This is a genomic window from Pseudonocardia endophytica (assembly GCF_004339565.1).
Classification (GTDB): Bacteria; Actinomycetota; Actinomycetes; order Mycobacteriales; family Pseudonocardiaceae; genus Pseudonocardia; species Pseudonocardia endophytica.
Map to the genome: position 1 here is coordinate 1020803 of NZ_SMFZ01000001.1, position 20940 is coordinate 1041742.

A 20940-nucleotide genomic window follows, 5' to 3' on the forward strand; every position below is an offset into this window, starting at 1 on the left:
GCTGACGACCTGCCCGCCACCACGACCGTGAAGGTTGGAAGACCCCCGCGATGACCGACAGCCCCGATCACCCCGGCCCGGACGGCCCTGCCGGCCCCGACGGCTCACCCGCCGTGGCGGACGGCCAGGACACGGCCGCGACGACTGCGAAGAAGGCCCGCCCGCACGGCAAGTTCCGCCGTCGCGTCGCCGCCGTGGCGGCCCTCGGCGTCGGTCTCATCGCGGTCGGTGGCCTCTACGCCGTGTTCGCCCCCGAGCCGCAGACCGCGCAGGCGCAGCCGGACCAGGCGCTCGTCGCCCGCGGCGCCGAGCTCTACAACGAGACCTGCATCTCCTGCCACGGCTCGAACCTGCAGGGCGTGACGAACCGCGGTCCCGCGCTGATCGGCGTCGGCGACGCGGCCGTCTACTTCCAGGTCTCGTCCGGCCGGATGCCGATGGCCCGCCAGGAGGCGCAGGCCGAGCGCAAGAAGCCGATCGCCGAGTTCGACCCGGACACCCCTGAGGGCCAGGCGAACCTGGAGGCGCTCGGCGCCTACGTCCAGGCCAACGGCGGCGGTCCGCAGGTCCCGCAGCAGACCGGTGCGGCGCTGATCGGCTCCGACCCGGCCCGCGGTGGGCAGCTGTTCCGCCTGAACTGCTCCTCGTGCCACAACTTCACCGGTGTCGGCGGCGCACTGTCGTCGGGCAAGTACGCCCCGCCGCTGGCTCCGGCCAACGAGGAGCAGATCTACACGGCGATGCTCACCGGGCCGCAGAACATGCCGCGGTTCTCCGACCAGCAGCTCACGTCGGACGAGAAGAAGGACATCATCGCCTACGTCAAGTCCGTCTCCGAGGGCGGCAACAACGTGGGCGGCTACGCCGCGGGCGGGATCGGCCCGACATCCGAGGGAATCATCATCTTCATCGTCGGCATGGCCGGCCTGATCGGGTTCGCGATGTGGTTGGGAGCGAAGTCTTGAGCAGCGACGAGGGGGGGACCCGCACCCCCACCGATGACGAGCTGGAGGGCATGTCGCAGGAGCGGCTGGCCCGGCTGGCCGGTGAGCTCGACGACGTCGAGGTCGTCCACAACACCCCCAAGTTCCCGATCCCGGGCACGCGCGCGGAGAAGCGGGCCGAGCGGTCCGTCGCCCTGTGGTTCGTCATCTCGGCGATCTCGGGGCTCGCGTTCGTCGTCGCGTTCATCGCGTGGCCGCACGAGTACGTCGCCCCGAACCAGCCCGGGTACTTCGAGTACTCGCTCTACACGCCGGTCATCGGGTTCACGTTCGGCCTGGCCGTGCTCGCGCTCGGCGTCGCGGTCATCCAGTACGTGAAGAAGCTGTTCCCCGACGAGGTCGCGGTCCAGCAGCGTCACGACGGCGCGTCCGACGAGGTCGCCCGCCGCACGGTGATGGCCCAGCTGGCCGACGCCGGCAGGAGCACCACGATCGGGCGGCGCAAGCTCATCCAGCGCTCGGCCGGTGCCGCGGCCGGCATCTTCGGCGTCGGCGTCGGTGTCATCGCGATCGGCGGGCTGATCAAGAACCCGTGGGCCGAGGGCGACGACTCCCCGCTCTGGCACACCGGCTGGCGTCCGGAGAACGGCGAGACCGTCTACCTGCGGACCGACACCGGCGTGCTCACCGAGATCGCCCGGGTCCGGCCGGAGGACATGGAGCCGGGCTCGATGATGACGGTCTTCCCGTTCCGCGAGTCCGAGCGGGGCAACGAGGAGGAACTGCTGCACGCGCAGCGCGCCTCGGACGCGCCGGTCATGCTGATCCGCCTCCGTCCGGGCACCCAGGTGGAAACCCGCCCGGGCCAGGAGAACTTCAGCTATGGTGACTTCTACGCTTGGTCGAAGGTCTGCACCCACCTGGGCTGCCCGACCTCTCTGTACCAGGCGCAGGACAACAAAATTCTGTGCCCGTGCCACCAGTCGCAGTTCCTGGCGACCCGGGATGCCGAACCGGTGTTCGGTCCCGCCGCCAGGCCGCTGCCGCAGTTGCCGATTACAGTGAACTCCGAGGGCTACTTCGTGGCCCGCAGCGATTTCGTCGAACCGGTGGGCCCGGCCTTCTGGGAACGGAAGAAGACGACATGAGCTCGATCACGCAGAAGACGACGTCGTCTGGTGGTCTGCAGGCCAAGGCGGCCGAAGGACTGGACCAGCTCGACCAGCGGTACCACCCGGCCGCGGGCCTGCGGAAGCAGTTCAACAAGGTCTTCCCGACGCACTGGTCATTCATGCTCGGAGAGGTCGCGCTCTACAGCTTCATCATCATCCTGCTGTCGGGCACGTACCTTGCGCTGTTCTTCGACCCGTCGATGTCCGAGGTCGTCTACAACGGCGTCTTCGACAATCTGCGCGGCGTCCACATGTCGCGGGCCTACGAGTCGGCCGTCGACATCTCGCTCGAGGTCCGGGGCGGCCTGTTCGTCCGGCAGGTGCACCACTGGGCGGCGCTGCTGTTCCTGGCCGCGATGGTCGTGCACATGTTCCGGGTGTTCTTCACCGGCGCGTTCCGCAAGCCGCGCGAGGCCAACTGGATCATCGGCATCCTGCTGATCTTCCTGGGCGTGTTCGAGGGCTTCTCCGGCTACTCGCTGCCGGACGACCTGCTCTCCGGCGTCGGCCTGCGGATCGCCTCCGGCATCACACTGACGGTGCCGATCATGGGCACCTGGGTGCACTGGCTGCTCTTCGGCGGTGAGTTCCCCGGTACCGAGATCATCCCGAGGCTCTACATCATCCACGTGCTGGTGCTGCCCGGGTTGTCACTGGCGCTGATCGCGGCCCACCTCGGGCTCGTCTGGTATCAGAAGCACACCCAGTTCCCCGGTCCCGGACGGACCGAGAAGAACGTGGTGGGCGTCCGGATCCTGCCGGCGTTCGCGGCCAAGGGCGGCGCGTTCTTCGCCGTCACGGCCGGTGTGATCGCGATGATGGCCGGCCTGTTCCAGATCAACCCGATCTGGAACCTCGGTCCCTACGACGCGTCGCACATCTCCGCAGGGTCGCAGCCCGACTGGTACATGCTCTTCTCCGAGGGCATGGCACGCATCTTCCCGCCGTGGGAGTTCTACCTCTGGGGCGAGTACACGATCCCGGCCGCGTTCATCCCGACGGCGGCGTTCCTGCCGGTCCTGTTCGTGATCGCGGCGCTCTATCCGGCGATCGAACGGCGGTTCACGAAGGACGACGCGCTGCACAACCTGCTGCAGCGTCCGCGTGACGTGCCGGTCCGCACCTCGCTGGGTGTCATGGCCATCTCCACCTACACGTGGCTGGTGCTCTGCGGCATCAACGACTGGGTCGCCTACTTCTTCCACGTCTCGCTGAACGCGACGACGTGGGCGGGCCGCATCGGCCTCCTGGTGATCCCCCCGCTGGCCTACTGGATCACCTACCGCTTCTGCCTCGGCCTGCAGAAGTCCGACCGGGCGGTGCTCGAGCACGGCATCGAGACCGGGATCATCCGGCGGCTGCCCCACGGTGAGTTCATCGAGGTGCACCAGCCGCTCGGCGGTGTCGACTCGCACGGCCACGCGATCCCGCTGGAGTACCAGGGCGCGTCCGTGCCGAAGCGGATGAACCAGCTCGGCTCCGCGGGCGAGCCGGTCGCCGGCTCGCTGCTCAAGCCGGACCCGACGAACGAGACGGTCGCGCTGGAGCACGCACGGCACGAGGCCCACTCCGACGAGCTGAGGGCGCGCGACGAGCGTCGCGAACTCGCCGGCCGTCCCGAGGCCGGTCGGCCGAAGGACTCCACGGAGTAGAGCACGGAGCACGACGACGAGGGCCCTGCCGGGATCATCCGGCGGGGCCCTCGCCGTTCCGGCGGGTCGCAGTGGCGCGCGCACAGGGGTGTGGTTATGATCTCCCCCATGCGTACCGCCGAGATGCTGCCTTCCGCGCAGCTCCGTGCTGCGCGACGTCGACTTCCGCTCGGCGCGGTAGTACTCCCGCGCGTCGGCTAGATCCAGGCCGCCGACGCGCCCGCGCCACTTTCTCGGCGCTTCCCCACCTTCGAGACCTGGCTCGTGCCCCGCATCCTTCGCGAACCGCACGGAGCCCAGCATGAGCATCACCGCCGACCGCCCGATCACGTTCTCCCCCGACATCGCCGACATCGCGTCGCGCATGCCCCGCCGGCACACCGTCGTCACCAGCGACGGGATCGACGGCGTCATGCGGGTCGCGACGGCGCTGCAGGCCTGCGGGCGCACGCTGTCCGAGTTCGCCGTCGACGTCCGGGACGGCGTCGCCTACAGCTCGGTCACCTGCACGATGTCCATGTCCCCTGGCGAGTGCGAGGACTTCGCGCACCGGATGCTGGACATGGACTGCGTCGTCGCCGTCGACCCCTACTAGGCCCTGGCCGCCTTCAGCATCGCGGCCCGTTCGGCGATCTTGACCCGGTCCGTCCCGCCGCGCTCGGCCCCGAGCTGGATCTCGGCGGCGTCGAGGCGCAGCCAGTCCTCCCAGCCGACCGGCTCGATGCCGTACTCCTTCAGGCGTTCGACGACGGCGTCCGGCTCCGGGTGGGCGGGCGCGGGCAGGGTCGCGAGGTCGGCGAGCACGGACGCGGCCGTCTCCGCCCCGTCGCTCTTGTTCGTCCCGATCACGCCGGTCGGCCCCCGCTTGATCCACCCGGTCACGTAGCTGCCGCGGACCGGTTCGCCGCCCCGCATCACCCGGCCCTCCTCGTGCGGAACGGTGCCGCTGTCGTCGTCGAACGGCAGCCCCGGGATCGGCTCGCCGGAGTAGCCGATCGCGCGCACGACGAGCCCGGCCTCGAACGTCTCGGACTCCCCGGTGGCCCTCACGGAGGAGTCGACGACCTCGTTGCGGACCACCTCGACGGCGCTCACCCGCCCGTTCTCGCCGATCAGCCGCTGCGGGGAGCGCAGGAAGTGCAGGTGGATCCGGCGCGAGCCGCCGGCCCCCGGCGGGTCCTGCGACCAGGCGGTGAGCGACTCGATGTTCTGGCGCATCCGGCGCTCGTCCGGCTCCTCGACTCCCGCGGCGAGCACGCCGTCGTCGTGCACGAGGACCTCGACGTCGTCGAGCTTCGCGAGGGCGCGCAGCTCGGCCGGAGTGAACTTGACGTGCTGCGGCCCGCGCCGGATCACCACGTGCACGTCGGTGATCGCGCTGTCGCGCAACGCGTCCAGTACCTCGTCGTGCGCGTCGGTGCCGGCGATGTCCTCGGCCGGACGGGCCAGCACGCGGGCCACGTCGAGCGCGACGTTCCCGGCGCCGACCACGACGACTCCCGCCCGGTCCAGATCCGGCGTCAGGTCGACGGCGTCCGGGTGCCCGCAGTACCAGCTGACGAACGCCCCGGAGCCGACGCTGCCGTCGAGGTCCTCCCCCTCGATGCCGAGGTCGCGGTCCCGGTCGCTGCCGGAGGCGTAGACGACGGCGTGGTAGTACTCGTGCAGGACGTCGCCGGGGATGCCGTCCTCGCCGACGGTGACGTTGCCGAGGAAGCGGATGCGGTCGTCGTCGAACGTCTGGACCAGCGCGCGGATCACGGACTTCATCTTCAGGTGGTCCGGCGCGACGCCGTAGCGGACGAGGCCGTAGGGCGCCGGCAGCCGGTCGATCACGTCGACGGTGACCGTCGGGTCGCCGGCGAGCAACGCCTCGGCGGTGTACAGCCCGGACGGGCCTGCGCCGATCACGGCGACTCGGGGTACCTGCGTCTCTGCCTGCGTCACGGTCGCTCCTCACCGGCGGCCGCGGCGCCGGTCGGCGGGCGCCGGTGGTGGTGGCCGCCGGAGACGTTCGGGTTGCCCTGGACGCTAACAGCCCGGTGACCTACGCAACGTCTTCGACGTTCCGCAGCGACGATCCGCTACCGGATCCCGTTGCCGGTGGCGCGGACGGCGACGCGGTCGTCCGGCAGGAGCAGCTCGGTCCGCACCGTCCAGAAGCGACGCCCGGAGCGGACGGTCTCGCAACGGGCCCGCACGCGGGTGTCGGTCGAGACCGGCCGCAGGTAGTCCACCGTGTCCGACAGCGACCGCGCCCCGGCTCCGTCCCGGGCCAGGAAGCGGATCTGCGCGGCCTTCGCCAGCGCGGCCAGCACGGCGCCGTGCGTGGTGCCGTTCAGGTTCGTGGCGGACCGGCCGGGGACGAGGACGGCGAGGTCGCCGTCGAACTCGAGGGTCGCGGGGTCGAGCCGTGCGGCATCGAACGCCGGTCGGCCGGCCCGGAAGTCCTCGGCGTCGTCGGGCGCGGAGTCCCCGCCCAGCGCGCCCGGACGGTCCGGGACACCGGTCAGCGCCATCGTCGCGACGGCGTGGGCGACCGGTCGGCCGGTGTCGTCGCGGATGTCGGCCCTCCCGACACCGACCTGCTCGTCGATGTGCAGCAGCGTGAACTCCGCGCGGACCTCGGTCGCGTCCGCCGCGGACGGTCCGAGGTGGTCGATGCGCAGTTCGACGGTCGGGGCGCCCGCCGTCAGCTCCCCCGCGGTGTAGATCAGGAAGCCGATGCCGGAGTCCGCCAGCAGCGCGACGAGCGCGGGGGCGACCAGCCCGTCGTCGTCGCGGACGCCGTCGTGCAGCGGTGCGCGCAGCCGGAACCCCTCGCCGGGAGCCGGCACCATGCCCAGCCCGCGTTCGACGGGCGCGTGCCGCATCCGCTGCTCGACCCGCGACGCGTCCGGGAGGGACGTGACGGACGGGGTGCTCATCGGATCATCGTGCGATATCCGGCCGCCGCGCCGGTGACGGAGCGGGTGTGCGACCGGTCACGCCGGGACGGAACCGGGGTCCTCCGCGCGGGCGCCGAGCCGGAACGTCGAGCGGTAGTCGGCCGGGGACACGCCGACGACCTGCCGGAAGTGGTGGCGCAGCAACGCCGCCGATCCGAGCCCGCAACGGGACGCGACGGCGTCCATGCCGAGGTCGGTCTCCTCGAGCAGCGTGCGGGCGTGCAGCACGCGCTGGCGGGTCAGCCATCGGTGCGGCGTCGTACCGGTCTCGGCCGAGAACCGGCGGGCGAACGTCCGCTCGGACATCGCGGCCCTGCGGGACAGCGACGCGACGGTGTGCTCCTCGGCCAGGTTCTCGGTCATCCAGGCCAGCACGTCGCTGAGCGAGTCCGAGGTGCACTCCGGCACCGGCATCTCCACGAACTGCCGCTGCCCGCCCTCACGCTGCGGCGGGACGACCATCCGTCGGGCGATCCCGTTCACGACCGCGCTGCCGAGCTCGCGACGCACGAGGTGCAGGCAGGCGTCGATGCCCGCGGCCGTACCGGCGCCGGTGATCAGATCGCCGTCGTCGACGAACAGCGCGTCCTCGGAGACGATCGCCTCCGGGTGCGCCTCCCGCAGCTCGTCGGCATGCTTCCAGTGCACGGTGCAGCGGCGCCCGCTCAGCAGGCCGGCCGCGCCCAGCACGAACACACCCGAGCAGATCGACAGGACCTGCGCTCCGCCCTCGTGGGCCGCCCGCAGCGCGTCGAGCACCTCCGGCTCGAACTCGCGCAGACCCGTCGCGCCGACGGCGACGAGATCGGCCCCGGCGAGCGCGTCCAGCCCGTACGGCGGCACGATCTGCAGCCCGCTCGGCGAGCTCAGCGGCTCGCCGGCGCGCGGCCCGCAGACCTTGAAGTCGAACACCGGCAGGCCGTCGTCCGAGCGGTCCAGGCCGAACACCTCGGTGATCACGCCGAACTCGAACACCGCCAACCTGTCCATGACCAGGGCGGAGACGCTGCGCAGCATGCCGTAACAGTACTTGGCAGGATGTTTCGTGTCGACGTCCGTTCTGCCACTCGTGGCAGGAATTCGGTGGCAGGATAGTTACTGCCATGACCTCCTCCACCGACGTCTCGACCCGCCCCTCCCTCGCGTCCGCCCTGCTCCGTGCCTGGCGCGCCTGGCACGAGCACGAGCAGCTGCTGCCCACCGGACCCGTATCGGCCGGACCGTGGGCCGGGAGCCCCGAGCACGACGCGGACGAGCCCCGCGTCCGGCACGACCTGCACGCCGCTGCCTGAGTTCAGGCGGTGATCCAGGCCGCGAGCCGGCCGGCCTCGTCGTCGACCTCGCGTTGCTGCGATGCGGTCAGCGGGCCGAACGGCGTGACCTCGACCCGGCCGTCGCGCTGCGACCACGTGCCGGCCACGCGCCCGTCGACGAGAAACGTCGGCGTCGAGCGCGGCATCGACGTCGCGAACACCTTCTCCCGGTGCTCGGCGGGCACGATCCGCGCCCGGGACGCGTGCCCGAGCAGCAACACGGCGTCGAACGGGCCGAGGAACCGGACCGGCACGGGCGTGTCGGCGTGCGGCAGCGGCGCGCGGCGCACGTCGACGAGCTCGACGCCCCGCTCGTCGCGGAACCGTCGCAGGTCCAGGCTCTCCAGGACCGCACGCGTCTCGGTCACGTTCCAGCCCGGGAACCGCGCCACGTCCGGCACGGACGCCGGGCCGAACGCCGCGAGGTAGCGCGTGACCAGCTCCGCCCGCGCGGCGTCCTCGTCCGGTGCCGATCCAGCGCGCAGCCAGGTGTCGGCGAGCCCGTAGACGTGCGCCCGCGGTGTCTCCCACGTCCCGGCCGGCGGGACCCGCACCAGCTCCACCCAGTGCTGGACGCACGGGAACACCCGCTTCGGGAGCCCCTCCTCGGCCAGCCGGGCCGCGATCTCCGCCTGCCGTCGCGGACCGTCGGCCAGGTACTCGCGCAGGACGGCCGCCGCGGCGACGGCGTGCTCGTCGGTGACGTCCGGGAGCACCCGCAGCCAGCTCGCCCGTTGCGCGGCCCGCACGGCCGTCGTGAACGTCCGGTAGTCGCGCGGCGAGAGCATGTGGATCGTGCTGCGCATCGCCCACGCCTGCACGACCCGGCCGCTGTGCAACGCGTCGGTGAGGTCGGTGCGGGCGAACCCGGACAGGCGGGAGAACAGCCCGACGTACCCGGTCGGCGCGTTCTGCGTCTGCAACCCGGCCAGCTTCTCGACGGCCCGCTCGGGCGTGAGATCAGTGCGTTCCAGCAGCATCTGGCGGGCCAGGAGCGCGCGCAGGAGCTCGTCGTCGCCCAGCACCCGCTCGCCCACCGGGACAGTGTTCCGGGTCAGGCGCTCTGCGGCGTCGTCACCCGGGAGGTCGTCGGGCGGGGCAGGTCCAGGTGGTCGCGCAGCGTCGGACCCGAGTACGACGTGCGGTAGGCGCCGCGGTCCTGCAGCTCCGGCACGACCTCGTCGGCGAAGCGGTCCAGCCCGCCCGGCACGAGGTGCGGGATGAGGATGAACCCGTCGCTGGCGTCGGCCTGCACGGCGTCGTCGATCTGCTCGGCGACCTGCTTCGCCGTCCCGACGAACGACTGTCGCGCGCTCGTCTCGACGATCAGCTCGCGGATCGTGAGACCACCGTCCGGGGCACTGCCCTTCTTCGACGCGGCCAGCTCCCGCCACTCCCGCGCCAGCTTCGCCGTGTCCTTCTCGTGCCGCACCCGCCCGCGGGTGATCGACACGCCGTCCGGGTCCGGGTCGACGTCCGGGAGCGGGCCGTCCGGATCGTAGGCGGACAGGTCACGGCCCCACACCTGCTCCAGGAACGCGATCGCGGTCGGCGGCGAGACCTGGGCCCGGCGCACGTGCTCGGCGCGCTCCTCGGCGTCCGCGGGCGTGTCCCCGATGACGAACGTCGCCGCGGGCAGGATCGTCAGGTCGCGTTCGGCGCGGCCGTAGCGCGGCAGCCGGTCCTTCATGTTCCGGTAGAACTCCTGCCCGGCCTCGATCGTGACGTGCCGGGAGAAGATCGCGTCGGCCGTCGCGGCACCGAACTCGCGGCCCTGCTCCGAGTCGCCGGACTGGATCAGCACCGGATGTCCCTGCGGGGTCGGCGGCAGCGTGAACCGGCCGCGGAACGAGAACTGCGACGACGTGTGCCGCACCTCCCCGCCGTCGGAGAGCCACAGCTCCGTGGCCGCGGCCAGGATGTCGCCTGCCCGCTCGTAGCGCTCCGACGGGTCGAGGAAGCCACCGCGGCGGAAGTTCTCCCCGGTGAACGCGTCCGAGCTGGTCACGAGGTTCCACGCGGCGCGCCCGCCGGACAGGTGGTCCAGCGACGCGAACTGGCGGGCCAGCTCGTACGGCTCGTTGAACGTCGTGTTGATCGTCCCGCCGAGCCCGAGGTGCGTCGTGACGGCGGCGATCGCGTTCAGCACGGTGAACGTGTCCGGCCGGCCGACGACGTCCAGGTCGTGGATCCGGCCGCGGTGCTCGCGCAGGCGCAGGCCCTCGGCCAGGAACAGGAAGTCGAACAGCCCCCGCTCGGCCGACTGTGCGAAGTGCACGAACGACGCGAAGTCGGTCTGGCTGCCGGACTCCGGGTCGCTCCAGACGGTCGTGTTGTTGACGCCCGGGAAGTGCGCGGCGAGGTGGACCTGCTTCTTCACGACGTCACCCCGTACATGTTCGACGGCCGGGCGAGACCGAAGCGTTCGCGCAGGGTCACACCGCGCGGCGCCGGGGCCCACGCGTCGCCGAGTGCGGGCACCAGCTCGTCGACGATCCGGTCCAGTCCGGACGGCAGCGCCAGCGGGACGAGCGTGAACCCGTCGGCAGCGCGTTCCTCGGCGGCGTCGCGCAGCAGCGCCGCCAGCGACGCCGCGTCGCCGACGTGCCGCAGCCCGCGCGTCCCGGGGTCCGGGTGCAGAGCGTCGAGCCGGACGAGATCGCCCTCGGTGCCGATCAGCGTCTCCACGTCCAGGAGCACGGCCACCGTCTCCGGGTCCCGCCCGGCGTCGGCGACGGCGGTGCGCACCTGGTCGCGCGCCTCGGCGGCGGCCGCGACGGTCGGCGCCGCGACCCGGATCACGTCGGCCCACCGGGCGGCGACCGGCAACGCCTCCGGCTCGTCCCCGCGCACGACGACGAGCGGGTGCGCCTGCGGCGAGCGCGGTGTGATCGACGGGCCCTTCACCGAGAAGAACTCGCCGGAGAAGTCGATGTAGTGGAGCTTGTCGCGGTCCACGAACCGGCCGGTCGCCTGGTCGCGGATCTCCGCGTCGTCCTCCCAGGAGTCCCAGAGCCGCACGACGACGTCGACCGCGTCGGACGCCTCCCGCCACAACGTCTCCGGGTCCGCGGAGTCCTTGCGGCCGAACAGGTCCGCCTCGGCCTGGGTGCGGGACACGGCGGGCTCCCACCCGGCCCGGCCGCCGGACACGAAGTCGAGCGTGGCGATCGCCTTGGACAGGTGGAACGGCTCGGTGTGCGTGACCGTCGCCGTCGGGACGAGACCGATGTCGCCGACGACGGGTGCGACGCGCGCCGCGATCGCGACGGCGTCCAGCGACGTGCTCAGCACGGTCCGGTCACCGGACGGCGGCACGAACGAGTCGGCGAGCAGCACCAGGTCCAGCCCGCCGCGGTCCGCCGTCCGCACGAGTGCGACGTGGTGCTCCGCGGTGAGCAGGTTCGCGACGTCCGAGTCCGGCGCCCTCCACGCGCCCGGATGGCGCCCCGCTCCCCCGAGCTCGACCGCCAGGTGCATCCGTCCGCTCACCGAGGCTCCTCCGATCCCCGCGGGGCGTGCCTCCGCGGTCGCGTCCTGCGACGTCCCGTGCCTCCCGGGACAACTCGGGCGTCGGGGTCGGTGTTCCCGCCCCGGCGGTGCCGGACCCGCGGCCGCACGGTCCCGGGCGTGGACGTGCTCGACCCGCCCGCCCCTCGCCGGGCGCGTCGGCGGTCCGGCCGGGGCGCCCCGCTCAGGCCGCGACCGAGAGGTAGTCCAGGCCCTTCGGCGTCGCCGTCCAGCTGATGATCTTCGTGGCGGTGACCCGGATCGGCTGGGAGAACAGGTCCAGCCACTCCTCGAGGCTCTGGCCGCCGAACAGCGTGCGGTACTTGCGCTCGAACGCCGGGAGCCCGTCGACCACCGCGTCCATCCCCACCAGCTCGGCGTCGCCCTCGGCGAGCACGATGTCGCCGCCGCCGACGGCGCTGTCCAGCGACATGCTGACCGCCGGGTTGTGCCGGAGCCGGTCGACCTTCGCGGTGTCCGGGCGGCTGAACACGACCAGATGCGGGTCGGACCAGAGGAACCACACCGGGACGGAGTGCGGGCGGGCGTCCACCGAGACCGTGGTCAACCACAGGATCGGCGCGGCCGAGAGCCGGCACGCGGCGTGCGCGTGCCCGGTCACCGAGGGATCGAGCAACGGGCGCATCCGTCGATCCCACCAGTGAAGTGACCCAGGACACAACCTACGTGCGGTGGATCCTGCTGCTCTCCGCACCCGGCACGGAGTAACCGCGGCCGGCGTAGTCGAACGCGTCGAGCCCGGTCGACTCCTCGCGCTGCTGGTAGTAGGAGCGGATCTCGCGGATCAGGCCGTCGTCGAACGTGAACCACTCGGCGCCGCGGGTCACCACCCGCTCACCCGTCCCTCCCGGTCGCCACCACATGGACCACTCGATGACGGCCTCGTCATCGGAGCACAGGGCGTGGTCGACGACCCAGCGCGCGTCGATCCGGCCCTGCACCTTCCGCCAGTACCGGGCCAGGTGATCGTCCCCGGACACCGGCGCCGATCCGGGGTTGGGCGCCAGGAACCAGTGCACGACGTCGGTGTGCAGCGTCGAGCGCATGAGGTCGACGTCGCCGGTGCTGCAGCCGTCGTAGTAGCGGGTGATCACCTCGAGCGGGGTCATCCGCCCAGTCTGCCGCCGCTCGCGTGATCACCTGGCACACACGGCTGCGCCGGCCATGATCGAACAGCCGTGCGCGCCATGTCAGCCGGATTCGGGCCGGTCCGCGCTCATCGCCGACGCGTCGCCAGCACCCGGTCCACCAGGTCGGAGGCGTGCCCGGTCCCGCTCCCCTGCTCCCCCGCGGCGAGGGAGAGGTTGTGCGCCATGCGCTCGGCGTGCACCCGCAGCCCGGTCAGGCACGCGCGCAGCCGGGACGCCGCTCCGGACGTGGCCCGCAGCAGGTCGGACACCGTCTCCCACTCGGCGTGCCACGCACCGGCGGCGCGCTGGTGCTCCTGCTCCATCGACGACAGCAGCGTCGCCACCAGCCCCGGCGCCCTGCGGGCCGACGCGCGCGCGGTGACGGCGGCGATCGGGTTCCGCTTGTGCGGCATCGACGACGAGTCGCCCGGCGCGGCCTCGGACACCTCACCGACCTCTGTCGCGGACAGCAGCACGACGTCCGCGGCCGGCTTTGCGCACGCTCCCGCCGCGACGCCAAGGGCGCCGGCCAGCTCCCCGATCCGGGTCCGCTCGGTGTGCCACGGCACGTCCTGCGACGCGAGGCCGAGCCGGGCGGCGAGCGCGTCCGCGACGGCCGGGCCGTGCGGGTGCGCGGCCGCCAGCGTCCCGGCCGCGCCGCCGTACTGGACGGGCAGCGCGTCGAGCACGTCGGTGAGCCGGGCGGCCGCGCGGTCCAGCCCGGCGCACCAGGACGCGGCGACCGCACCGAACGTCGTCGGCAACGCCTGCTGGCCGAGGGTGCGGGCCGCCGTCGGGGTGTCGCGGTGGGCAACGGCCAGCGCGGCGGCGGCGTCGGCTGCCCCGCCCAGGTCGTCGACGATCCGGCTCCCGGCCCTCCGCACCAGCAGGACGAGCGCCGTGTCCATGACGTCCTGGCTCGTCGCGCCGGGGTGCACGGCGCGTTCGGCGCCGGGCTGGATGCGCGCCGCGGCCGCCTTCAATCGCTTGACCAGGGGGATCACCGGGTTCCCGCCCTCGACCGACTCGGCCCCCAGCTCTGCGGGATCCACACCGGCGACGGCCGCGACGGCGCGCTCGACACCGTCCGCGTCGGTCTCGTCGACGGTCCCGACCTCGGCGGCCACGGCGGACAGCGCAAGCTCGACCTCCAGGAGCGCCGCGATCCAGGCGGGCTCGTCGAGCAGGCCGGCGACCCGGTCGGCGCCGAAGAGGGGGTCGAACAGCTGCATGGCCCGAGACTAGTGTCGCGCCGCGGAACGCCAGGCACCGAACGCGGAGGCCCATGCGCCCGCGGGCGGCGTTGCCGCCCTTGCGACGACGCCCGGTATGAGCTGCGGGCGGCGCCGTGCCCGCGAACGCCTGGATCCGCCGATTCCGGCGTCAGCGATCCGCGACACGACACCAGGAGAGGCGAGAATGTCCCCGTGCTGACCCACGTCCTGCTCGATCTCGACGGCACGCTCGTCGACTCCGCCCCCGGCATCCTCGGTTCGTTGCGCGCCGCGCTGGACGAGGTCGGCGTCGAGTACCCGACCGCCGCCGTCGACCAGAGCGTGCTCGGTCCGCCGATGTACGAGTCGATCCCGCGGATCGCCCCGGACGCACCGGTGGACACCGTGATGGCCGCCTACCGCCGGTTCTACCTCGACGAGGGCGGCTACGCGCTGTCCGAGCCGTACCCCGGCGCCGACCGGCTGCTCCGGGAACTGACCGACGCAGGCGTGCGGATCGCGTTGTCCACCAGCAAGTTCGAGACGTCCGCCCACAAGATCCTCGCCGCGCGGGGCTGGACGGACCTGTTCACCGAGATCGTCGGCGACACCCCGGACGCCGCGCGCCCGACGAAGGGCGCCGTCGTCGCCGAGGCGCTGCGACGGCTGGGGCACCCCTCCGGACCGGACCTGCCGGTGCTCGTCGGGGACCGGCACCACGACGTCGACGGCGCGCGGGAGAACGGCCTGGACTGCCTCGGGGCCGGGTGGGGATACGGCCTTCCGGGTGAGCTGGCGGACGCCGGAGCGGTGGCGGTCTACGCATCCGCGGACGATCTCCGGACCGCGCTCCTCGCCTGAGGAACGGGCCGTGAACCCTGTCCGATCGGCCCGGTTTCCGTATCGCTGACCAGCGGATATACACGGCCCATGACGGTCACGGCGCTCTACCGCTACCCGGTCAAGTCCATGCTCGGCGAGTCCCTGTCCCGCGCCACCATCACCGAGCGCGGGGTGCTGGGTGACCGCGCCTACGCGGTGCTCGACACCGAGACGAACATGGTCGCGAGCGCGAAGGTGCCGAAGCGGTGGGCGGCGATCCTGGGGTTCTCGGCCCAGTTCGTGAGCGAGCCGGTCGCGGGCGGGGAGCCGCCCCCGGTGGAGATCACGTTCCCGGACGGCAGCACCCACCGCAGCGACGACGCCGGCATCGACGAGGCGCTGTCCGACGCGTTCGGCCGCGACGTCCGGCTGATCACCGCGCCGGAGGAGGGCACCGCGTTCGAGGAGCTCTGGCCGGAGATCAACGGGCTGGCGCCCGAGCAGTTCATCACCGACACCACCGGTCGTCACGAGGACAGCGGCGAGGCGATCAGCAAGCTCGACCTGGGTGCCGCCGCGAACGTCCCCGGCACGTTCTTCGACCTGTCCTGCCTGCACGTCCTCACCGAGTCCACGTTGGACACGCTGCGCGCGGCGGCCCCGGACGCGACGTTCGACGTCCGCCGCTACCGCCCGAACATCGTGCTCGGCGACGCGGGCCAGGGCTTCGTCGAGAACGACTGGCCGGGCGCCTCCGCCACGATCGGCGGGAGCCGGGTCCGGTTCTCGTTCTCCACCATGCGGTGCGTGATGACCACGCTCGGCCAGGGCGACCTGCCCACGGACGCGGACACGCTGCGCACGATCGCGAAGCAGAACCGGATCGAGATCCCGCAGGTCGGCGGCGTGTGGGCCTGCGCGGGCGTGTACGCGGAGGTCGCCGAGCCCGGGGAGGTCGCCGTCGGCGACGCGCACGAGACACCCGTCGCGGCCCCGGCCTGACCGCCCCCGGCGAACGAACGGGCCCGTCGAGCAACGGCATTGCTCGAAGGTGCCGTTCGTTCGGGAAAGGGGTGCGGGTGCCGGGCGGGTGAGTGGCTCAGGCGCGCGGCCCCGGCGTCACCGGAAGGCTGGTCAGCCCGCGGATCAGGCTGCTCTGCCGGTAGCCGAGCTCCGACGGGTCCACGGCCAGCGCCAGCTCCGGACGGTCCGCGACGAGCGTGCCGATCGCCACCCGACCCTCGATGCGGGCCAGCTGCGCGCCGATGCAGTGGTGGTTGCCGTGCGCGAAGTAGATCGCGCCGGACGTCTGCCGCGTGATGTCGAACGTGTCCGGGTCCTGTACCCAGCGCGGGTCCCGGTTCGCCGCGGACAGCGAGTACATGACCATCTGCCCGGCCGGGATCGTCACGCCGGAGTACGTCACGTCCTCGCTGGTGAACCGCGCCGGCGTCTGCGCGACCGGCGTGTCGTAGCGGAGCATCTCCTCGACGGCGGAGTCGAGCAGGCCGGGGTCGGCCTTCAGCGTCGCGTGCTGCTCGGGGTGGGTGAGCAGGGCGCGCAGGCCGTTGCCGATCAGGTTGACGGTCGTCTCGTGCCCGGCGATCAGCAGCAGCATCGTCATGGCGAGCAGCTCGTCCGGCGAGAGCCGGTCGCCGTCGGCGTCCGCGACCTCGATCAGCGCCGCGAGCAGCTTGTCGTCCGGCTCGCTGCGCTTGCGCTCGATCAGCTCGCCCAGGTAGCCGTTGAGCTTGCCCATCGCGCCCATCGTGGCCTCGTCGCCGGAGTTGTCGACGAGCGCCTTCGTCCAAGCACCGAAGTCGTCGCGGTCCTCGACGGGCACACCGAGCATCTCGCAGATCACGTACACCGGGATCTGGAACGCGTACGCGGTCATCAGGTCGACGGTGCCGGTCTCGGGCAGGTCTGCGACGAGCGCGCTCGCGATCTCCTGCACGCGCGGCTTCTGCTCGTTCATCCGGCGGACCGTGAACGAGCGGCTGACCAGCTTGCGCAGCCGGGTGTGCTCCGGCGGGTCCATCAGGATCATCATCGGCGTCGGCGCCGCCGGGTGCTTCTCGCGCTCCTCGGGCGGGAGCGTCCACCGCCAGTCCTTGCTGACCCGGGGGTCGGTGAGCGCCGCCCGGACGTCGGCGTGCCGGCTGAGCAACCAGGTGGTGCCGCCGTGCAGCTCGAGGCGGCTCACCGGGTCGTGCTCACGCAGCGCGGCCAGTGCAGGGTGCGGGTCGGCGAAGAACGAGCCCTCGAACAGCTCGTGTCGCTCGCTCCCGATGGTGGTCACCGTCATGCGCCCATGGTGCCATCGCTGTAAGCAGTTGCTTACCGACGAACGAGGCGCGTGACGGAGACCACGGCCCTGTCCAACGGAACGTCGCCCGGCACCGGCGCCCCGGTCACGACGGCGGCCCCGAGCGCGGCGAACGCGGGCGCCGACTCGATGCCGGACCCGCCGTGGCCTGCGAAGAACCAGAACCCGGGGTGGTCCGGCCACGCTCCGGCGACCGGACCGCGGTCCGCGACGAACGAGCGCAACCCGGCCCACGCCGTCCGTACCGAGCGCAGTCCGAGCGTCGTCGCCTCGCCGACCCGCTCCAGCGCCAGCGCGACGTCGATCTCCTCCGGCCGCGCGTCCCCCGGTTCGACGGGTGTCTCGTCGCCCGGCGAGACGAGCACCGTGTCCGGCTCGGGCTTGAAGTAGAAGCGCTCGGCCGGGTCGACGACCATCGGCAACCCACGGATAGCCGACGGGTCCGGCGCCGGGCAGGCGGCAATCGTGCGCCGGTGCGGGACGAGCCCGATCGGCGGCACACCGGCGAGCGCGGCGACCCGGTCGGTCCACGCTCCGGCGGCGTCCACGACCTCGCCGGCCAGTATCCGGTGCTCGCCCGCGTCGATCCGCCAGCCGTCCCCGTCCCGGACCACCGCGGTGACCGGAGCGCCGCGCAGCACCCGGCCACCTCGCCGTCGTAGATCCTTCAGGTAGCCCGCGTGCAGGGCGATCGCGTCCGCGTCGGCCGAACCCGCCGTCCACGCGGCCGCACGCGGGTCGCGCAGCACCGGGCACCGCTGCGCCGCCTCGGCACCCGTGAGTGGTTGCGGCGCATCGGGTTCACCGGCCCGCTCCGCGAGCAGCGCGGCGAGGGCGGCCTCGCCGGGGTCGTCGTGCGCGAGCCAGAGCACCGGGCGCGGCGAGAGCAGCGGGACGCCCCAGTCGTCGGACAGCGCGGCGAACCGCGGGCCGCTGGCCGTGATCAGCGTGCGGAACGGGCCGGAACCGTGGCCCGGGACGTACGTCGCGGCCGACCGGGCCGTCGAGTGCCGGGGCATCTCGGTCTCGGCCTCGAGCAGCACGACGTCGCGGGTCGCGGCCAGCTCGCGCGCGATCGACACCCCGGCGATCCCGCCGCCGACGACGGCGATCCCGGTGCGCTCCATGCCCCGACGATAAATCGTTCGCGCCGCCGCCCGGGGGCGTCCTAACCTCTCCGACATGTTCTACGAGTTCCTCTGAGCGAGACGGGACCTGGTCCCGTCCGGGCGCGCTCTGTGCCGCGCCCCGCTGCTCGAACTGTCCGGCCGTCCGCCGCGCGCGACCTCGTCGTGCTCCGCCCGTTCACGGGCCCCGGTCGCGTGCCGTCAATCCTCCAGGAGGTTCTCGTGCGAGCTCGCCACGATCGATCGACCGTCCCCGGTTCACCGTCCGGCCGGGACTCCCGGCCCGCGAACCGGGCCGAGCGTCGCGCCGCCGCCCGCGGGCGCAGCGTCCCCGAGGTCGTCACTGCCGTCACCGCCGGTCCACCGGCACCCGGCACGTCGGGACCGGGGGTGCAGGCCAGGCCGCGCCACACCCGGACCGACTTCGCCGCCCGCCGCAGCGGGTGATCTCACACCGGCCGGGGTCCGTGATCGACACGGGCCCCGGCCGGGCGTGGAAGGCTGGCGTCATGGCGTCGCCCGCGCAGTCCCCCGGCCCCGTCACCGTCTGGTGGGCCCGGCCGCTCGACCCGGACACGCACCCGCGCCTCGTCGCGCTGCTCGACGACCGCGAGCGCACTCGCATGGCCGCGTTCCGCAGGCCGGAGGACCGCCATCGCTACCTCGCCGCCCACGCGCTGGCCCGGCTCGTGCTCGCCGCCCACCTGGATGCCGACCCGGCGGCGATCGCGATGGACCGGACCTGCCGCTGCGGCGAGCAGCACGGCAAGCCGACGCTCGCCGCGTCCCCGGAGTCGCCGGGGTTCTCGCTGACGCACTCCGGCGAGCTGGTGGGTGTCGCGCTGGGGCCAGGCGCCGTGGGCCTGGACGTCGAGCAGCACCGGGGCATCGAGGTGGACGGCATGTCCGACCACGTGCTCTCCCCCGCGGAACGGTCGGCGTACACGCTGGACCAGCAGTCGTTCCTGGTCACGTGGACGCGCAAGGAGGCGCTGCTGAAGGTGACCGGCGACGGGCTGTCCAGCCCGATGACCGGGATCACGCTCGGTCCACCGGACACCGACGCCGTCGTGCGCGACTGGGCCGGTGGCCCGGACGGGCCGGTCTGGGTCCGCGACCTCGCCAGCCCCCTCGACGACCACCCGGCCGCCGTGGCCGGGCTCGGCCCGTCCGCCCCGGACGTGCGCACCGAGGACGGCGACGCCGTCCTCTCCGGGTGAGCCGTGAACTGTCGGTGGGCGGGGAGACAATGAGGGCGTGACGGCTCGCTGGGTCCTGCACCTCGACATGGACGCGTTCTTCGCGTCCGTCGAGCAGCTGACCCGGCCGACGCTCGCGGACCGGCCGGTGCTCGTCGGCGGGCTCGGTCCGCGCGGCGTCGTGGCCGGCGCGAGCTACCAGGCGCGCGTGTTCGGAGCGCGCTCGGCGATGCCGATGGGCCAGGCGCGGCGCCGGTGCCCGCACGCGACCGTCCTGCCGCCGCGGTTCGCGCTCTACCAGGCGATCTCCCGTGAGGTGATGGACGAGCTCGCGGCCGCCGGAGGCGTGCTGGAGCCGGTCTCGGTGGACGAGGCGTTCCTGGAGCCGCCGGACCTCGCGGGCGCCTCCGCGGAGGTCGTCTCGGCGTTCGCCACGGATCTGCGACGACGGGTGCGCGAGCGCGTCGGGCTGCCCGCCTCGGTGGGGGCGGGGTCCGGCAAGCAGATCGCGAAGATCGCCTCCGAGCTGGCCAAGCCGGACGGGCTGCGCGTGGTGGCGGCCGACGAGCAGGACGGGGTGCTCGCACCGCTGCCGGTGCGCTCGCTGTGGGGCATCGGGCCGGTGTCCGAGGAGGCGCTGCGCAAGGTCGGGATCACGACGATCGGGCAGCTCGCGGCCACCGACACGCGCGAGGTCGTCGGTGTGCTCGGCTCGGCCGTCGGCGGCGAGCTGCACCGCCTGTCCCGCGGGATCGACGAGCGCGCCGTCGCTCCCCGCGGCGCGGCGAAGCAGATCAGTGCGGAGACCACGTTCGACACCGACCTGACGGCGATGAGCGCCGTGCACGAGGCCGTCGAGAAGATCACCGCGGCGGTGCACCGCCGCCTGGTCGCGGACGGGCGGGCGGCCCGGACGGTCACGGTGAAGGCCCGCACGGCCGACTTCACGACGCTGACCCGCTCGGAGACGACCGCGTTCGCCACCCGCGAGCTCCCCACGCTGTCCGCGATGGCCCGGCGGCTGGCCGGCACGGCCGTCGGCGAGGGCGGGGTGCGGCTGCTCGGCGTGTCCGTGTCCGGGTTCAGCGAGGACCCGCCACTCGCGCTGTTCGACGCCGTTCCGTCGGACGAGGGGTGGACGACGAGGCCGATCTCCTCGCCCGACGCCGCCGCTCTCGCCGCTGCGTCCGGCGCAGCCGATTCGGAGGTCACCGCTTCGCCGGCCGACATCCCGTCGACCGCCGACGCCGATGGGGTGACGATCACCGAGGACGCCGCGACTCCCGCAGGACCGGACGCCGGCATCGGTGCCGGGCCGACGCGGCCGGACTTCCGTGCCGACGACCCCGACCGGCCGTGGCGCGCCGGGGACGACGCGGTGCACACCGAGCACGGGCACGGCTGGGTCCAGGGCAGCGGGCACGGCCGGGTCACGGTCCGGTTCGAGACGGCCGTGACCGGCCCCGGGCCGGCCCGCACGTTCGACGCGGCCGATCCCGCCATGGCCAGGGCCGATCCGTTGCTCAGCTGGAGACCGGCCGGATAGTCGGCTCGGCCCC

Annotated in this window: 20 protein-coding genes; 9 read left to right on the forward strand and 11 right to left on the reverse strand. The window is 73.0% G+C overall.

Going from position 1 to position 20940, the window contains the following annotated elements; genetic code table 11:
• The first annotated feature begins 113 nt into the window (after nucleotides 1–113).
• The 4 genes from qcrC (at nucleotide 114) to EV378_RS04370 (ending at nucleotide 4363) form a co-directional block, all read left to right on the forward strand.
• Nucleotides 114–965, forward strand: a complete 852-nt coding sequence (qcrC, locus tag EV378_RS04355) for a cytochrome bc1 complex diheme cytochrome c subunit (RefSeq protein ID WP_424511231.1) — start codon at nucleotides 114–116, stop codon at nucleotides 963–965.
• A complete protein-coding gene (gene qcrA, locus EV378_RS04360) occupies nucleotides 962–2092 on the forward strand; it encodes a cytochrome bc1 complex Rieske iron-sulfur subunit (protein WP_279389591.1) in 1131 nt (376 codons plus the stop codon). The genes qcrC and qcrA overlap by 4 nt, the downstream gene beginning before the upstream one ends.
• A complete protein-coding gene (qcrB, locus tag EV378_RS04365) occupies nucleotides 2089–3768 on the forward strand; it encodes a cytochrome bc1 complex cytochrome b subunit (RefSeq protein ID WP_132421429.1) in 1680 nt (559 codons plus the stop codon). Before qcrA ends, qcrB begins: the two co-directional genes overlap by 4 nt.
• 301 nt (nucleotides 3769–4069) lie before the next feature.
• Nucleotides 4070–4363 (forward strand): hypothetical protein, encoded by a 294-nt coding sequence (locus EV378_RS04370; RefSeq protein WP_132421430.1) that lies wholly within the window; start codon nucleotides 4070–4072, stop codon nucleotides 4361–4363.
• Here the strand turns inward: EV378_RS04370 and EV378_RS04375 are convergent.
• The 3 genes from EV378_RS04375 to EV378_RS04385 all read right to left on the reverse strand — a co-directional run bounded on the left by EV378_RS04375 (nucleotide 4360) and on the right by EV378_RS04385 (nucleotide 7733).
• Entirely contained in the window at nucleotides 4360–5715 is a 1356-nt protein-coding gene (locus EV378_RS04375) for an FAD-dependent oxidoreductase (RefSeq protein WP_132421431.1), read from the reverse strand. The two genes, EV378_RS04370 and EV378_RS04375, sit on opposite strands and share 4 nt — an antisense overlap.
• Nucleotides 5716–5852: 137 nt before the next feature.
• Entirely contained in the window at nucleotides 5853–6695 is an 843-nt protein-coding gene (locus EV378_RS04380; RefSeq protein ID WP_132421432.1) for a PaaI family thioesterase, read from the reverse strand.
• Nucleotides 6696–6752: 57 nt separating this feature from the next.
• The gene (locus tag EV378_RS04385) at nucleotides 6753–7733 is read right to left on the reverse strand and encodes a helix-turn-helix domain-containing protein (protein WP_132421433.1); all 981 of its coding nucleotides are present in this window, start codon (nucleotides 7731–7733) and stop codon (nucleotides 6753–6755) included.
• Nucleotides 7734–7819: 86 nt separating this feature from the next.
• Between EV378_RS04385 and EV378_RS04390 the strand changes: the two genes are divergently transcribed.
• A complete protein-coding gene (locus EV378_RS04390; protein ID WP_132421434.1) occupies nucleotides 7820–8008 on the forward strand; it encodes a hypothetical protein in 189 nt (62 codons plus the stop codon).
• A gap of 2 nt (nucleotides 8009–8010) precedes the next feature.
• Here the strand turns inward: EV378_RS04390 and EV378_RS04395 are convergent, their stop codons facing one another.
• From EV378_RS04395 to pcaB, 6 genes are all read right to left on the reverse strand, one after another.
• Entirely contained in the window at nucleotides 8011–9066 is a 1056-nt protein-coding gene (locus tag EV378_RS04395; RefSeq protein ID WP_243653274.1) for a winged helix DNA-binding domain-containing protein, read from the reverse strand.
• 17 nt (nucleotides 9067–9083) lie between these two features.
• The gene (locus tag EV378_RS04400; protein ID WP_132421435.1) at nucleotides 9084–10409 is read right to left on the reverse strand and encodes an LLM class flavin-dependent oxidoreductase; all 1326 of its coding nucleotides are present in this window, start codon (nucleotides 10407–10409) and stop codon (nucleotides 9084–9086) included.
• Nucleotides 10406–11521, reverse strand: coding sequence for an LLM class flavin-dependent oxidoreductase (locus tag EV378_RS04405; protein ID WP_243653275.1), 1116 nt, complete (start codon nucleotides 11519–11521; stop codon nucleotides 10406–10408). Before EV378_RS04405 ends, EV378_RS04400 begins: the two co-directional genes overlap by 4 nt.
• Nucleotides 11522–11723: 202 nt before the next feature.
• Entirely contained in the window at nucleotides 11724–12185 is a 462-nt protein-coding gene (locus tag EV378_RS04410; RefSeq protein WP_132421436.1) for a pyridoxamine 5'-phosphate oxidase family protein, read from the reverse strand.
• A 37-nt stretch (nucleotides 12186–12222) separates the two neighbouring features.
• Nucleotides 12223–12669 (reverse strand): nuclear transport factor 2 family protein, encoded by a 447-nt coding sequence (locus tag EV378_RS04415; RefSeq protein ID WP_132421437.1) that lies wholly within the window; start codon nucleotides 12667–12669, stop codon nucleotides 12223–12225.
• A gap of 107 nt (nucleotides 12670–12776) precedes the next feature.
• On the reverse strand, nucleotides 12777–13922 hold the full coding sequence (pcaB, locus tag EV378_RS04420; RefSeq protein ID WP_132421438.1) for a 3-carboxy-cis,cis-muconate cycloisomerase: 1146 nt from the start codon (nucleotides 13920–13922) through the stop codon (nucleotides 12777–12779).
• A gap of 195 nt (nucleotides 13923–14117) precedes the next feature.
• Here pcaB and EV378_RS04425 point away from each other — a divergent pair, with 195 nt between their 5' ends.
• Complete coding sequence (locus tag EV378_RS04425; protein WP_132421439.1) at nucleotides 14118–14765, forward strand: HAD hydrolase-like protein; 648 nt, start codon at nucleotides 14118–14120, stop codon at nucleotides 14763–14765.
• A gap of 69 nt (nucleotides 14766–14834) precedes the next feature.
• Nucleotides 14835–15728 carry an MOSC domain-containing protein gene (locus EV378_RS04430; protein ID WP_132421440.1) on the forward strand — a complete coding sequence of 298 codons (894 nt, stop codon included), beginning with the start codon at nucleotides 14835–14837 and terminating at the stop codon, nucleotides 15726–15728.
• A 97-nt stretch (nucleotides 15729–15825) separates the two neighbouring features.
• Here the strand turns inward: EV378_RS04430 and EV378_RS04435 are convergent, their stop codons facing one another.
• Together EV378_RS04435 and EV378_RS04440 are read right to left on the reverse strand one after the other, a co-directional pair.
• Entirely contained in the window at nucleotides 15826–17034 is a 1209-nt protein-coding gene (locus EV378_RS04435) for a cytochrome P450 family protein (protein ID WP_132421441.1), read from the reverse strand.
• Nucleotides 17035–17066: 32 nt separating this feature from the next.
• Complete coding sequence (locus EV378_RS04440; RefSeq protein WP_165922136.1) at nucleotides 17067–18182, reverse strand: NAD(P)/FAD-dependent oxidoreductase; 1116 nt, start codon at nucleotides 18180–18182, stop codon at nucleotides 17067–17069.
• Between the two features lie 509 nt (nucleotides 18183–18691).
• Between EV378_RS04440 and EV378_RS04445 the strand changes: the two genes are divergently transcribed.
• The gene (locus EV378_RS04445) at nucleotides 18692–19402 is read left to right on the forward strand and encodes a 4'-phosphopantetheinyl transferase family protein (protein ID WP_132421443.1); all 711 of its coding nucleotides are present in this window, start codon (nucleotides 18692–18694) and stop codon (nucleotides 19400–19402) included.
• A 37-nt stretch (nucleotides 19403–19439) separates the two neighbouring features.
• Entirely contained in the window at nucleotides 19440–20927 is a 1488-nt protein-coding gene (locus EV378_RS04450; protein WP_243653276.1) for a DNA polymerase IV, read from the forward strand.
• Nucleotides 20928–20940: the final 13 nt, after the last annotated feature.